The organism is Micromonospora vulcania (genome assembly GCF_042658605.1).
GTDB lineage: Bacteria > Actinomycetota > Actinomycetes > Mycobacteriales > Micromonosporaceae > Micromonospora > Micromonospora vulcania.
This window is the reverse complement of record NZ_JBHSQS010000029.1, coordinates 48,669-62,118: the sequence shown is the minus strand read 5'-3', so window position 1 is coordinate 62,118 and position 13,450 is coordinate 48,669. Positions and strand designations below refer to the sequence as shown.

Here is a 13,450-nt window from a genome sequence, read left to right as displayed (position 1 = left end):
GATATGCCCTAGATCGACGGGGTGGGGGTCGGCGTGGGGGTGGGGGTGCCGCCGCCGGCGGGGTCGGTGGGGACGGAGGCGGGGTCGGTGGGGACGGAGGCGGGGTCGGTGGGGGTTTGGTGGGAGTGGCGGGGGTGGGTGCGGGTTTGGTGAGAGTGGCGGAGGGCGTCGGCGGTGAAGACGACGAGGGCCAGCCAGACCAGCGCGAAGCCGGCGAGGCGTGCCGGTGGCATCGGCTCATGGAAGATCAGCACGCCGCAGCCGAGCTGGAGGATCGGTGCCAAGTACTGGATCATGCCGAGGCTGGTCAGCGGCAACCGGTTGGCGGCTCCGGCGAAGAACAGCAGCGGGATCGCGGTGGCGGCGCCGGCCAGCACCAGCAGCGCGGTGTGCCCGGCCGAGACGTGCCCGAAGGTCGAGTCGCCGTTTCGGGTCAGCCAGGCCAGGTAGCCCAGCGCGGGTAGGGCCAGGGCCGCCGACTCCACGAAGAGGCCCTCCGCCGGGGGCAGTCCGAGGCGCTTCTTGACCAGGCCGTAGCCACCGAAGCTGAAGGCCAGGGTCAGCGCCAGCCAGGGCAGCCGGCCGTAGTCCACGGCGAGCACGGCGACCGCGGACGCGCCGATACCCAGAGCCACCCACTGTGTCGGGCGCAGCCGCTCGTGCAGCACCGTCACCCCGAGCAGCACCACCACCAGTGGGTTGATGAAGTACCCGAGGGCGGTCTCCACCACCCGGTCGGAGTTGACTCCGTAGATGTAGGTACCCCAGTTGACCGCGATCAGCGCGGCGGCGACGCTGATCCCGGCCAGGGCACGGGGGCGGCGCAGCAGCGCCCGCAGGAAGCCGATGTTGCGCAGCGCGGCCAGCAGCAGCGCCACGAAGGCCACCGACCAGACGATCCGGTGGGCCAGGATCTCCAGTGGGCCGGCCGGCCGCAGCAGCTTCAGGTAGAGCGGGAAGAAGCCCCAGAGCAGGTACGCGCCGAGGCCGTAGAGGTATCCCAGACGGAGTTGCGTCACCGCTCCACCGTAAGGGGTGAAACTCAGCTTTGTTCCTTTCCGGTGACTCGGGTCACCGGCGGCCGTTGGTCCAACTGCATCCACCGCGCAGGGTTGTCCAACGGCGTGAAGCCCACCCTCTCGTACACCTGGTGTGCGTCGTTGGTACACAGCAGGATCCGGCGTACGCCCAGCTCGGCCAGGTGGTCGCGGACCGCGCTGGCCAGCCAGCCGCCCAGGCCGCGGCCCCGGGCGGAGCGGTCCACGTACACGTCGCAGAGCCAGGCGAAGGTGGCGCCGTCGGTGACCGCCCGAGCCACCGCCACCTGGCGGCCGTCCTCGGGCCGGTAAACGCCGAACGGAAGCGAGCCGGCGAACGCCCGGACGACCGTCTCCCGGTCCCGCCCCAGTGCCCAGTACGCGTCGGTGGACAGCCAGTGGTGCACCCGATCCAGGTCGAACCGCGCGGGGTCGGTGCTGAGCAGGTGGCCGTCGGTGCGGGTCAGCGAGAACACCCCCGCGACGCTAGCCGCCTCGACCGGCCCGCGTGCCGACCAATTCCCGAAGTCTGGTCACCGGCCGGGCCCGAGTGGTGATCGGGCCCGGCCGGTGACGGTCAGTCCCGGTCGAGGATCGCGCCGAGGATCCAGGTCACGATGCCGACGAAGAGAGCCCCCAGCACCGCGGCCGGCCAGAAGCCGTCCACGTGGAACGGCAGCTCGGCCTGGTCGGCGATCCAACTGGTCAGCAGGAACAGCAGGCCGTTGACCACAAGTGCGATGAGGCCCAGGGTCAGCAGGTAGAAGCCGCAGCCGACCGTCTTGATGATCGGCTGCAGAACCGCGTTGACCACGCCGAAGATGGCCGCCACCAGGATCAACGTGGTGACCGTCTGGACGGCGGAGTCCGAGTCCAGAGTGATGCCCGGAATGAGCAGTGTGGCCAGCCAGAAGGCCAGCGCCGTGGTGGCCAGCCGGATCAGCAGGCCTTTCAGGAAACCCATGGCGGGGATCGTGCCACGGACCGACCACCGGCGGAACCCGGCGATCGACTCAGCGGTACGGCTCAGCCCCGTGCCGGCCGTCCGATCAACTGCGCCTCGATCGGGGTGGGGGAGAGCAGTGCCCAGCGCAACGCCCGACGGTTCACCACGGCCACCATGTCGTCCCGGATCCGGGTGAGCCACTCGGCCGGGCCGCCCAGCCCCAGCGCGACGCCGGCCAGGGCGGCCTCGGCGGCCGCCAACGGTTGCAGCACAGCCAGGTCGGCCCGGCTCAGCGCGTCCACGTCCGCCGGGGTCAGCTCGTCCCGGACCACCAGGGTGGCCCGCCAGGGTGGGCCCGGTTCGGCCTCGGGCGGCATCGGCCCGGCGTCGACCACGAGCAGCAGCGGCCGCAGCGACGTGCCCACCCCGTCGGCGACCGGTCGACCCGGCGGGATCAGCGGGATCGTCCCGCCCGGCGCTCCCACGCCCCGGACGAAGGGCTCCCAGGCGCGCGGCCGTCCGGTCTGCACCACCACCAGCGCACCCAGCGCCATCGCGCGCAGTGCTACCAACTGCGCGGCACGCACTCCGCCGACCAGCAGCACCCGGGTGCTCTCCGGCCGGAACAGCCGTACGGTCACCGCCCCGCCGTGCCGGTTCGTGCCGACCATCATCCCCGCCTCGCCCAGGGTCAGTTCCCAGCCGTGTACGGCCGGCTGCGGCTTCGCGCCCGGGGCGGTCAGCGCCAACGGCAGCGTGCCGGCCAGCCCGTCCAGGTGCGCGCCGTCGAGCCGGCGCAGTTCCCCGCCCAGGCCGTTGACCAGCCGGTCCAGTGCCTCGGCGGCGGCGGTCAGCTCGGTCACCGTCCCGGCGGCGAGACGTACGGTCAGCTCGGTAGGCACTCCCGATCCGCCGGTGGCCGGCGACGGGCCCGCGCAGAGTGACACCGTCGTCGCGGTCGCCGGCAACGCGAGCAGGCGGTGTACCAGTCGCCGTGCGCCCACGCTGTCCGCGTCCGGCCATCGGATCAGCCGGAAGGTGGCCTGGACCAGGGCGCCGGACCGGAGCATCGGCCAGGACTCCCGTACCGGCTGACCGTCGTGGTGGGCCAGCTCGCCGAGGACGCGCAGCGCCGCGGGTACGCCGAGAGGTCGCGCGGTCAGCGCACCGAGCCGGCGGACGATCCGGCGCAGCGTACCGGCGAGCACCCGACGCAGGTCCTCCTCCGACCAGCCGTCCACCCGCAGCACCCGGACCGCGAGCACCGCCCGTTCCCGCCCTGCGAGGCGCCCGTCGGTGAGCTGCCGGTACGACGTGCCGACCGTTCCGCCCGCTGCCGGCACCGGAGCCGGAGTCCCGGCGAGCAGCAGTTGGATCCGCAGTGGCGGTACGTCCGGCCCGGGCGGAGGTAGCAGCGCGGCCGGTGCGGGGATCGCCCGGGGCGCGTCACCGAGCAGGTCACCGGGGTCGCCGAGCTCCAGTAGCGCCACCATGCCGGCGGTGTCCTCCAGCAGGGCCGCCGGCCCGCCGGGCAGCTCCGTCGAGCGGACCACGGTGCCCGGGGCGACCAGGTCGAGCAGGTCGGCGGGGCCGGTCGGCCCGTTGAGCGCCCGACGACGGGTCAGGTGCCCGGCGGCGGTGGCCAGCCACTCGAAGAGCCAACGGCCGCGGACCCGGACCCAGGCGGTCACCACCAGCAGTACCGCCACCAGCGTTGCCGCGACGATGGCCAGTACGCCCCGGCCCGCGGCGGCGAGGACGAGCGCCGCCGCGACCTGCGCGGTGACCAGTTGGCCGGCGCGTACCCCGGTGCCCGCGCGTCGCCCAAGCGAGGCCCAACGGGCGGTGGGTTGCAGGCGACGCGGGCCGCCGGGCTCCGCAAGGCGCGGCCCGGCTGCGGGCACCGGCGGTACGCCAGCGGCTCGGTGCGGCCCGGGGCCGACCGGGAGCGGCGGCTGCGACCCTCCGGTGGTGATCGCCGGCACCGTGCCTCCTCGACCAGTGTGGATAGTGCCGTGGCTCGGGCCGGCCGATCCGACGGCCCGTCACACGGCGCGACGTGACTGCGGCACATCGTAAGCGACCGATGGCTGCCGCGGTTGTCCACAGGGGAAGGGTGAGGGGTAGCAGAACCGCTACCGTCCCGCTACCGTCAGCCACGACGCTCTTCGCTGGCCCGCGTCGGCCGTGCTCGGCGGCCCGGGCCACGCGAGCGACACGCCCCCAGGGCGGGCGCGTCGACGGCCAGGCACGACCGAGGAGACGAGGTGACGTCCAGGTGTCCCAGACCCAGGCAGAAGCCGCGGTGATGCAGCAGACCGCCGCGAAGTTCGAGCAGGTGGACCAGTCGTTGCAAACCATGCTGACCGGCCTGCTGGCCGAGTTGGAGGTGTTACAGCAGGCCTGGCGCGGCGCCGGCGGGCGGTCCTTCGAGCAGGTCAAACAACAGTGGTCGCAGGACCAGGCCGCGCTGCAGCGGGCGCTGCGGGAGACCGCCGGCGCGATCCGCACCGCCGGCCGGCAGTACGACGTCTCGGACGACGAGGCGGCCAGCCGGGTTGCCGGCACCAATCGCGGTGGCATCCAACTGCCGCTCTGACCCCCGTTCGGGAGGGAGTTCCGATGGACAACGGTGTGCTGGTCGTCAACTTCGCCGCGCTTCAGCAGGCCGGCGCTGACATCCAGAAGGCGCTGAACACGCTCGACTCGCACCTCGGCCAACTCGAACGCGACGCGGCCCCGCTGGTGGCGGGCTGGGCGGGCGAGGCCCGGCAGGCGTACGAGCAGCGCCAGGCGCGGTGGCGGTCCGCCTCGCAGGATCTCCAGGCGATGCTGCGCGACATCAAGCTGGCGGTGGACGATTCCGCAGCCGACTATCTGGACACCGAGAAGAAGAACACCGGGCTGTTCCAGTGACTCCGGCGGGCCGGGAGCGCTGACCGTGTCCAGGTCAGCGTCCCGGCCGCTGCGGTTCGACGGGCTGCGCGGGATAGGGCTGCGCGGTTTAGGGCGGTGTGGGATAGGGCTGCGCGGGGTGCGGCTGCGCGGGGTGCGGCGGCGCGGCGCGTGGTCAGCTCGGGTCGGCCGGGCGCCAGCGTCGACGCGCACCTCTGGGCAGCACCAGGGCGAGCAGCGCCACGACGACCGCTGCCGCGCCGATCACCGTCCCGACCAGCAGGGCCCGATCCCGGGCCGTGGCCCGGCGCGCCTGCCGGGCGACCACCGCCGGGTCGGCCCGTACGTCGGCGAGCGTGACGACCGCACCGGGGCTGGCCGCTCGGCCGCCACCGGTCTCGGTGACCGCCCGGTAGGGGTTCAGGACACCAGCGCCGTATCCGCCGCCGTGGCCGGGGCCGGGTGCCGGGTCAACCGTGGCGACGATCCGCTCCGCCACCTGCACGGCGGTCAACTCGGGCCGATACTGGCGCAGCAGTGCCGCGGTGGCGGCCACGAACGGTGCCGCGTAGCTGGTCCCCTCGACCCGGTGGTGGCCCTGACCGGGCGCGGCAGTCAGCACCTCGGTGCCCGGTGCGACCAGGTCGACGTACGGACCGGTCTGCGAGAAGGTCGCCCGCACGCCGTCCGCACCGATCGCCCCCACCCCGAGCACTCCGTCGTAGGCGGCCGGGAACGGGCGCGGGTCGCCGCTGTCGTGCAGGTTGCCGGCGGCGGCCACCAGCACCACGTTCCGGTCGACGGCATATTGCACGGCCGAGCGGACGTCCGGGTCGTCGGCGTACAGCACCACCGAGAGGTTCACCACGTCGGCCCCGTGGTCCACCGCCCACCGGATGGCCCGGGCGAACTCGTCGGCGCTGACCGTACGCCCCGATTCCCGACCCTCTACCACCTGCTGCTCGCTCACGCGTACCGGGAGGATCCGGGCACCTGGCGCGAGGCCGTGGAAGGCGACACCGGCCCGGGGCGCCGCCGCGATGATGCTCGCCACGCCGGTGCCGTGCCCGGCGCAGTCCCGGCTGCCGTCCCCGCCGGGGTCGAGCAGGTCGGTGCCGGCCAGCACCCGCCCGGCCAACTGGGGATGGGCCCGGTCGACCCCGGAGTCGACCACCGCCACCGTCACCCCGGCGCCGCTGGCCAGCGGCGTGAGCTGCCCGGTGTCGTACCGCTGCTGGGGCCAGGGCAGGGCGGCAACCGGCCGGACGGGGGCGAGTGGGGTCGCGCAGGTGGGCGCCGTACCGGGAGCGGAGCCGGTGGCGGCGGCCGGGGCTGCCGCGCCGGTCAGCACCGTGGCCGCCAGACCTGCGAGGACCGGGCGCGCTATCGATCGAGACATCGACGGCCTCCGTATCGTGTCGGCTCCGGGACGGGATGTTATCGCCTCCTCGGGACCCTGGCAGGCCGCCGCCAGCCAGCCATTGTGATCTTGAAACCACCTTGTAGGTTGTACGCGATACCTGTGGCCTGTTCTCGGAAGGAGAGGTGGCCGTGACCGAATGGGAGCCGGCCACGGAGGCCGAGGTGGCCATGCGGGACGCGCTGCGCGCCAACGACCAGGAGCTCTACTTCCGGCTCCTGTCCCGCACCGATCTCCTGCTGCCGGTCTCGGCGCCGGCGCTGCCCGGTCAGGCGTCGCCGGGCTGGGGCACCTGGACCACCGGTGGCCGCACCCATGTGCTGGCCTTCACCTCCAGTAACGCGCTGCGGACGTGCCTTGGCGACCACGCCGGCACCAACCGGCGCGTGCCCTTCAGCGACCTCGCGGTCGGTTGGCCGAACAACGAGTGGTGGCTCGCGGTAAACCCGGGGCTGCCCGTCGAGGGATACCTGCCGGCCTGGTTCGTCGCACAGCTCTCCCGGGGCGATGTCCGGCTGCCCGGCCGTGCCATGGGTGCCCGCGCCCGGCTGGAGCGGGCCGAGTCTCTGGCCCGGACCAGGAGTGGTACGACCGGCCGGGACGTCGCGTCCTCGTCGCCGACCACGTCCGGGGCCGACCCGGCGGCGACTCCGCCCACGCGGCCCTCGCCGTCCCGGGGTGCGGTGCCGCCGACGAGCGGCTCGGCCGTGCCGGAAGCCACGTCCCGGACGTCCGGGCCCGCTGAGCTGTCCCGCCGACCCGGTGGGGAGGACATGCCCGCCGCAGGTCAGCGTTACCCGACCGGCCCGCCCCGATCGGGCCGGCCGGGCACCGACTCCACGCGTGTCACGGGTCGGCCCGCCTCCCGGTACGCCCCGTTGTCCGCCGCCGACCGCCCCGGTGCGGTGCCGCCCGAGCGGCCGGGCCCCGCCGCGGTGCCGGCCGAACGGCCGGGTCCCGCTGCGGCGTGGCCGCCCGCGAATCGACCGGCTGCCGACGTCGACGGACCGGCCGCCACCAACGGCGGCGGCCAAGGCGGCCGGCGGTCGTTCTTCGAGCCGGCGTCCGCTCCGCCCCCGGGCGGGGCTCGGCCCGGGGACCGCGCGGTGCCGCCGTCCCGGCTCGGGCGGGGCAGCCAGCCCTTCCCGCGCCGACGTCCGGCCGATGCGCCCGCCAGCGAAAGCGCACCCCGGCAGTTCCCGGATCCGGACGCCACCCGGCCGATCCGGCCGCCGGCCGTTGACCTGGGCGCGTCCCGCCGAGTGCGGCCGCCCGCGTCGGGTGACGAGACCACTCAGCCCTTGCCGCCCCGCCGGACGGAACCGCTGGGCGACGAGCCCACCCGCGCCTTCCGGGTGACCGGGCCGGCAACCGCCGAGCCACCCTTGACCCGGGTCGGGTGGACCGATCCGGGTGCCGAGCAGACCCAGGCGATCCCCCGCGGCTGGCCGGGCACTCCGAGCCCGTTCGAGCCGGTCGAGGAGTTGCCGGCGTCCGTCGCGGAGCCGGTCTCCGGCCCGCCCGCGCCGCGCCGCGGCTTCACGCCCATCGTCATCGAGGGCACCATCATCGAGTCCCGCGACCTCACCGACCCGGCCGAGGCCGGTGGGCCGGTCGATGCGGCCTGGCGACCAGGCCCGGAGCCCACCGCCCCACCGTCGTTCGGCTCGGCCCGGTCCGATCCTGCGCCGTCCAGCTCGCCGATGTTCGGGTCAACCTCGTTCAACCCGGCACCGTCCGGACCGAGCCCGTTCGAGGCGGCACCGTCCGATCCGGTGCGGTCCGGTTCGAGCTCGTTCGAGGCGGCACCGTCCGATCCGATGCCGTCCGGTCCGAACCCCTTCGAGCCGGCATCGCCTCGTCCGAACCCCTTCGAGCCGGCACCGCCTCGTCCGAACCCCTTCGAGCCGGCACCGCCTCGTCCGAATCCGTTCGAGCCGGTGTCGCCCGGTTCGGTCAGCAGCGATCTGGCGGGTGGCGACCGAGGTGGCGTACGCGCCAGCGACCTCGTCGGTGGAGATCGCGCCGGCACCGGCCTGGGCTCGCCGGTCGGCCTGACAGGCGCGGATCGGGTCGACATGGACGCGCCGGTCGGCGTGGTCGCCGGCGGGCAACCGGCGGGGCCCGGAGCAGGCGCCGGCACCGAGCCGAGGTGGGCTGACGCCGACGACAGCGTCCAGCCGACGGTCGCGGACGATGGCGGCCCGCACGGGATGACGGGCGGGCCGGTGCCGGTCGAGTTCCAGCCCGCGAACACGGTCGAGGAGGACCTGCTCGCGGCGGCCGGCGCCGGCAGTACCGACACGTTCCTGTCCACCCTGCTGCTGGCTCGGGTCCTGCTGCCGGCCGCAGCGGAATCGGCGCGCGGCAGTCGCCCCGGCGACCCGGGCTTCGTCTGGCGTACCGAACAGTTGGACAACGAGACCTACGTGGTGGTCTACACCTCGCCGGAGCGCCTCGCCGACCACGTCGACGGCGACGTCGACACGGTCCGGGTGAAGTTCGCCCAGTTGATCCGCCGCTGGCCGGACGAGGACTGGTCGTTCGCCGTCAACCCGGGCACCCCGGTTGGTGCCAAGCTGCCCGGCGAGCAGATCGTCGCGCTGGCCAACTGGGCTGCGGAGGTGGGGCTCGGCGACGATCTGGAGGTGGATCCGGAGGAGCCGACCGTCGCGGCGGAGCCGGCGGCCCGCCCCCGGTACGCCCCGGCGGCCGTCGATCCGGCCCGGCCGACCGTGATGCAGAAGGCGATCGCGCCCAGCCAGCTCGCGTACTACCTGGATCGGGGGTACGACCGGGTCTCCGGCTTCGTGCACCGGGCCGGCGAACTGGCCCACCTGACCACGCCGGCTCAGCTGCACGACGCCCTCGGCCTCGGCTACCCGGATTCACCCTTCGAACGGGACGCCGAGGAGATCTACGTGCTGCGCTGGCCGGCGCACCGTCCGAGCCTCTACCGGATTCCGTACGGGGGGCAGAACGAGCCGGCAATGCGAGCCATGGAGGGGTGGGTCATCGAACGCCCACCGTTCCGGGGCAACGGCTTCGCCCCGGGTGAGAGCAGCGACGTGGTGGCCGAGTTCAAGGTGGACAGTGCACGACTGCCGTACGGCGCGCAGCTCTGGCGGATCGGTGCGGACGGCGCCGAGCGGGTCATCGCGGTGCTCGACACGGACACGGTGTCGTGGCGACGGGCCGGTGAGGCGTGATGCGGGACGGCTACGTGGCCCGTTGGCAGGGCCGGGAATACCAGGCCAGCCCGGACGGCGACGACGTCCGGCTCTATCAGCCCGAGCCGGGCGAGGGCTTCGACGAGGTCCGCGAAGGCCGGTACGTGCGGGTGCTGCCGGCGAGTGAGATCGAGGACCTGGCGTACGTGCGGACCACCTGCACCTGGAAGGGGCAGCCGTTCATCGTGCTCGGCGAGCACGATGCCTGGCTGCGGGTGGAGTACACGGGTGGCCGGTGGCCGGTGGCCGAGGCGATGCGGCTGGAGGTCTTCGAGTTCGGCGTCTACCAGGGCTGGGCGCCGGCCGCCGAGGTCACCGACCTTCGGGAACAGCGGGTCTGACCGTTCAGGACTTGGCCCAGCGCAGGATCTCGCCGAGCACCAGCTCCGGCGCCTCCAGGTGTGGGAAGTGCCCCACCTCGTCGAGCAGCCGCCACTCGTAGGGGGCGACGACGTACCGGCCGGAGCCCTGGGCGGTACGCGGCAGGGAGGCGGTGTCCAGCGCGCCGTGCAGCTGGAGGGTCGGGGTGACCAGCGGCTTCTGCATCAGTCGCACGAACCGGTAGCCGTGCAGCCGCAGCAGCGAACGGAACGCCCAGCGGTATCCCTCCAACGCGCAGAACGCGGCCTGTGGAATGCGCATCGCCTCCCGGCAGCGCTCGGCGTACGCCTCGAAGGCCGGCCCGGCCGTCCAGCGCGGCCCACCCCAGCGGCGCAGCATCTCCACCACGGCGGCCCCGCCGTCCTTGGTCAGCACGTGCTCGTAGCGGGGGAGCTGGAACTTCAGCGCAGGGGTGGAGGCGGTGAACTGCCCGCGCGGGTCGGCGAAGATGGCGGCGCGCAGCCGCAGCGGATGCGGTGCCCCCAGGACCACCAGCCGACGGACCAGGGTCGGGTGGAACGAGGCCACCGTCCAGGCGATCATGCCGCCGACGCCGCTGCCGACCACCGTGGCCGACCGTTCGCCGAGCGCGCGGATCAGCCCGGCCATGTCGGCGGCGAGCGTGTAGCCGTCGTACCCCCGGGGTGGTTTGTCGCTGGCGCCGTAGCCGCGCAGGTCGACGGCGACCGCCCGGAACCCGGCGTCGGCGACCGCCGGCAGCATCTGGTGCCACGCCCACCAGTGCTCGGGGAAGCCGTGCAGGAAGAGCACCATCGGCCCGGTGCCGGCCTCGACCACGTGGAACCGCGTGCCGTTGGCGCCGACGAAGCGGTGCGTCCACGGCCCCTCGGTGAGGACGCAGGACTCGTCAACGGCTTCGCCGCGCTGGTCGGTCATGGCAGACAGCCTAGGACCCCGGGTGCTCCCGCCGGCCCTGGTGGTCGCGGTGAACAGGGAGAAGCCCGGGTTGTCCCCTACCGGGACGAGAGTCCGGCTCTGGGTTGACAAAGGGCGACGCCCGGGCAGGTGACCTGCCCGGGCGTCGCTGGTTGGTGCGGATCAGTGGTTAGCTGATCTTGATCTTCATCGAGGTGCCGTCCTGCTTGAGGACCTCGATCTTGGTGCCGGTGGCGGGGAGCTTCACACCGTGGTTCGGCAGCTCCGCGTACCAGTACTGCTTGGTGTCGTTGAACAGCGGTGCCGCATCCTGGCCGCGGATGTACTGCGGCTGGCTGTTGAGGTGCAGCGTGAACGAGTCGGCCTTCTTGAGGCTGAACGGCGCGTCGTAGACCTGGACGCGGGCCCGCCAGGCGGCCCCGGTCAGGTTGTAGATCGGCCGCGGCCGCGAGTCGATGTACAGGTTCCGACCCTCACCCGGGTGACCACCGGGGTTGGTGGCCGACGCCGGCGCGGTGTTGTTGTCCGACCAACGGGTGTTCCAGTACGAGATCAGCAGACCCTCCTGGTACGCGTAGTGGTCCACGTAGTCAGGGCGGGTGTTCGCGTAGCCGAAGAAGTACGGGCCCGTCTTCAGGTACTTGTCGTACGAGACGTACGACCGGTTGCCGGCGATGTAGTAGTTGTCGAACAGCCGGCTGTAGGTCGCACCGACAACCGACCAGCCGCTGAGCGACCAGCCTGCGTCGGTCTCGGCACCGTCGCTGAACACCGTCTGGCCGTCGGCGGTCACGGTGATCGCGTCACCGAAGAAGCCGCCCTCGGCGACGCCACCGTCGGTGACGTAGTGCAGGCGGACCTGCGCCACCTTGCCGGCGAGCGCGGTCAGCGGGATGTTGATGTCCGCCCAGGCGCCGTTGCTGGTGCCGTCGAGAGCCGGACGGTCGGCGCCGTCGACGCCGATCGGCTCGCCGTTGACGGTGCCGTCCAGGTCGATCCAGGTCTGACCACCGTCGGTCGAGCCCTCGAAGTAGAGGTAGTCGTAACCCTCCTCGATGGCGTACTTGCCCTTCAGCGACAGTGCCGCGGAGGACTTACCGGTGAGGTCGAACGTCCTCGACATGATCTGGTTGAGGTCGTCGTCGTTACCGGAGAAGTACTGCTTCGAGCCTTCGAACGGTGCGCCGTAGTTGAAGGTGTACTCCCGCTGCGGCAGCACCACCACGGCGGCCTGTGCCTTCGCCGAGTTGTACTCCTGCGGACCGAGGTCCAGCGTGCGCTTCTGCCCCGCCACGACCACCTCGTAGTCGAGCCAGCCGAGCTGGAGCTTGTTCCACGCACCCAGGTCGCCGCCACGGTCACCGATGGCCGGGTCGTTCTTGGCGCCGAGCCGGCTCTGGGCCATCAGGGTCCAGTGCTCGTTGTTGTTGTCCGCGGGGCCGTAGTCGTCCGGCAGGCCCAGGTCGTGGCCGTACTCGTGGTAGAAGACGCTGCGGCCGCCGTTTTCCGGCTGGATGGTGTAGTCGCGGATCCAGACGCCGGTGTTGCCGATCTGGGTGCCACCGATCGGGAAGTTCGGCGGACCCACCGGCGAGCTGTTGAAGGCCGACCAACGGTGGCTCCAGATGGCGTCCTCACCCTGGTGCGGGTCACCGTCGGCCTGGTCGCCGCCGGAGTGGACGATCTGGAAGTGGTCGATGTAGCCGTCCGACTCGTTGAAGTCGCCGTCACCGTCGTAGTCGAACCGGTCCCACTGGTCGTAGGAGCGCATCTCCTCGGCGATCTGCGCGTCCGTCCGGCCCTTGGCCTTCTGGTCCAGGACCCACTGGTTGGCGGCGTCCCGGATCAGCGCCCAGGTGTTCGAGCAGACGTTGTCGCCGCAGACGGCGGGGTCGCCGGTCGGGTCGTCGTCGGCCTTCGGGTCGTCTGACCGACCGTAGCGGGCCTCGTTGTACGGAACCTTGACCCAGTCGGTGACCAGGCCGTCGACCGTGTAGCGACCGGAGGACTGGGCCTCGTAGTACTGCTTCAGCGACTCGTCGCCCGGGTTCGTGCCGAAGTACAGCTGACGGAAGTGCTCCGGGCTGAAGTCCGGCTGCCAGACGGTGGAGTTGTCCACAGCCCGGTTGGGCTGCGGGATCTGGTTGTGCAGCGGCCCGCTGAAGGTCGTCGGCCCGGCGATGTCCGGGTTCATGTCCTTGTCCGGGTAGGACGGGTGCCGCTGGTCGCCGAACTCGGTCAGGATCACGAAGATCTTGTCGGTCCGCTCACGCTCGAGCTCGACGTACTGGTCCTTGCTCTGCTGAGCGCCGGCGAAGGAGCGGGCGTCGGAGCCCGTACCGTTCGTCTTGCCGACCTTGACGACCGTGCTGCCGTTGCGCTGGATTGGCTTGCTGCGGCCGCTCAGCACATCGCTGAGACCCTGCTGACGCAGCTCGCGACGCTTGTCCTCGAGCTTGTCGGGGAGCTCGTCCTTCAGTGACTGCGGTTCGGCGGCGGACGGAGCTGCTGCCGGCAGTTTGGGCTGAGGCGCCGCCGAGGCGGACGGGCCGAAAGCCAGGCCTGTCGCCGTCAGTGAGAGCCCGAGCAGACCCACTGCGACTTTGCGCACGTGGTACCTCCGGTGTGAGGGAACCGGCCCAAC

Annotated in this window: 11 protein-coding genes; 4 read left to right on the top strand and 7 right to left on the bottom strand. The window is 72.5% G+C overall.

What is annotated here, in order from left to right:
- Positions 1–8 precede the first annotated feature (8 nt).
- The 4 genes from rarD to eccE all read right to left on the bottom strand — a co-directional run bounded on the left by rarD (position 9) and on the right by eccE (position 3,968).
- On the bottom strand, positions 9–1,019 hold the full coding sequence (gene rarD / locus ACFQGL_RS28845) for an EamA family transporter RarD (protein ID WP_377515744.1): 1,011 nt from the start codon (positions 1,017–1,019) through the stop codon (positions 9–11).
- 23 nt (positions 1,020–1,042) lie between these two features.
- Positions 1,043–1,513 carry a GNAT family N-acetyltransferase gene (locus ACFQGL_RS28840; protein ID WP_377515743.1) on the bottom strand — a complete coding sequence of 157 codons (471 nt, stop codon included), beginning with the start codon at positions 1,511–1,513 and terminating at the stop codon, positions 1,043–1,045.
- Between the two features lie 101 nt (positions 1,514–1,614).
- Positions 1,615–2,001, bottom strand: coding sequence for a phage holin family protein (locus tag ACFQGL_RS28835; RefSeq protein ID WP_377515742.1), 387 nt, complete (start codon positions 1,999–2,001; stop codon positions 1,615–1,617).
- 62 nt (positions 2,002–2,063) lie between these two features.
- A complete protein-coding gene (gene eccE / locus ACFQGL_RS28830; protein ID WP_377515741.1) occupies positions 2,064–3,968 on the bottom strand; it encodes a type VII secretion protein EccE in 1,905 nt (634 codons plus the stop codon).
- A gap of 293 nt (positions 3,969–4,261) precedes the next feature.
- Here eccE and ACFQGL_RS28825 point away from each other — a divergent pair, with 293 nt between their 5' ends.
- Both ACFQGL_RS28825 and ACFQGL_RS28820 read left to right on the top strand, forming a co-directional pair.
- The gene (locus ACFQGL_RS28825; RefSeq protein WP_377515740.1) at positions 4,262–4,582 is read left to right on the top strand and encodes a WXG100 family type VII secretion target; all 321 of its coding nucleotides are present in this window, start codon (positions 4,262–4,264) and stop codon (positions 4,580–4,582) included.
- Positions 4,583–4,605: 23 nt separating this feature from the next.
- Positions 4,606–4,899: a WXG100 family type VII secretion target gene (locus ACFQGL_RS28820; protein WP_377515739.1), complete on the top strand. Its 294-nt coding sequence runs from the start codon at positions 4,606–4,608 to the stop codon at positions 4,897–4,899.
- Positions 4,900–5,053: 154 nt separating this feature from the next.
- Here the strand turns inward: ACFQGL_RS28820 and mycP are convergent, their stop codons facing one another.
- Positions 5,054–6,277 (bottom strand): type VII secretion-associated serine protease mycosin, encoded by a 1,224-nt coding sequence (mycP, locus tag ACFQGL_RS28815; protein WP_377515738.1) that lies wholly within the window; start codon positions 6,275–6,277, stop codon positions 5,054–5,056.
- A gap of 152 nt (positions 6,278–6,429) precedes the next feature.
- Here mycP and ACFQGL_RS28810 point away from each other — a divergent pair, with 152 nt between their 5' ends.
- Both ACFQGL_RS28810 and ACFQGL_RS28805 read left to right on the top strand, forming a co-directional pair.
- Positions 6,430–9,507: an SseB family protein gene (locus tag ACFQGL_RS28810; RefSeq protein WP_377515737.1), complete on the top strand. Its 3,078-nt coding sequence runs from the start codon at positions 6,430–6,432 to the stop codon at positions 9,505–9,507.
- Entirely contained in the window at positions 9,504–9,869 is a 366-nt protein-coding gene (locus ACFQGL_RS28805; RefSeq protein WP_377515736.1) for a hypothetical protein, read from the top strand. Before ACFQGL_RS28810 ends, ACFQGL_RS28805 begins: the two co-directional genes overlap by 4 nt.
- Positions 9,870–9,873: 4 nt before the next feature.
- On the opposite strand, the gene ACFQGL_RS28800 is transcribed toward ACFQGL_RS28805, so the two are convergent.
- Both ACFQGL_RS28800 and ACFQGL_RS28795 read right to left on the bottom strand, forming a co-directional pair.
- Positions 9,874–10,806 carry an alpha/beta fold hydrolase gene (locus ACFQGL_RS28800; RefSeq protein ID WP_377515735.1) on the bottom strand — a complete coding sequence of 311 codons (933 nt, stop codon included), beginning with the start codon at positions 10,804–10,806 and terminating at the stop codon, positions 9,874–9,876.
- A gap of 169 nt (positions 10,807–10,975) precedes the next feature.
- Positions 10,976–13,402 (bottom strand): immune inhibitor A domain-containing protein, encoded by a 2,427-nt coding sequence (locus tag ACFQGL_RS28795; RefSeq protein ID WP_377515754.1) that lies wholly within the window; start codon positions 13,400–13,402, stop codon positions 10,976–10,978.
- Positions 13,403–13,450 lie beyond the last annotated feature (48 nt).

Excerpts from the sequence above, each read along its gene's own strand:
- mycP (WP_377515738.1), bottom strand. The coding sequence starts at position 6,277 with ATGTCTCGATCGATAGCGCGCCCGGTCCTCGCAGGTCTGGCGGCCACG.
- ACFQGL_RS28800 (WP_377515735.1), bottom strand. The coding sequence starts at position 10,806 with ATGACCGACCAGCGCGGCGAAGCCGTTGACGAGTCCTGCGTCCTCACC.
- ACFQGL_RS28835 (WP_377515742.1), bottom strand. The coding sequence starts at position 2,001 with ATGGGTTTCCTGAAAGGCCTGCTGATCCGGCTGGCCACCACGGCGCTG.
- ACFQGL_RS28820 (WP_377515739.1), top strand. The coding sequence starts at position 4,606 with ATGGACAACGGTGTGCTGGTCGTCAACTTCGCCGCGCTTCAGCAGGCC.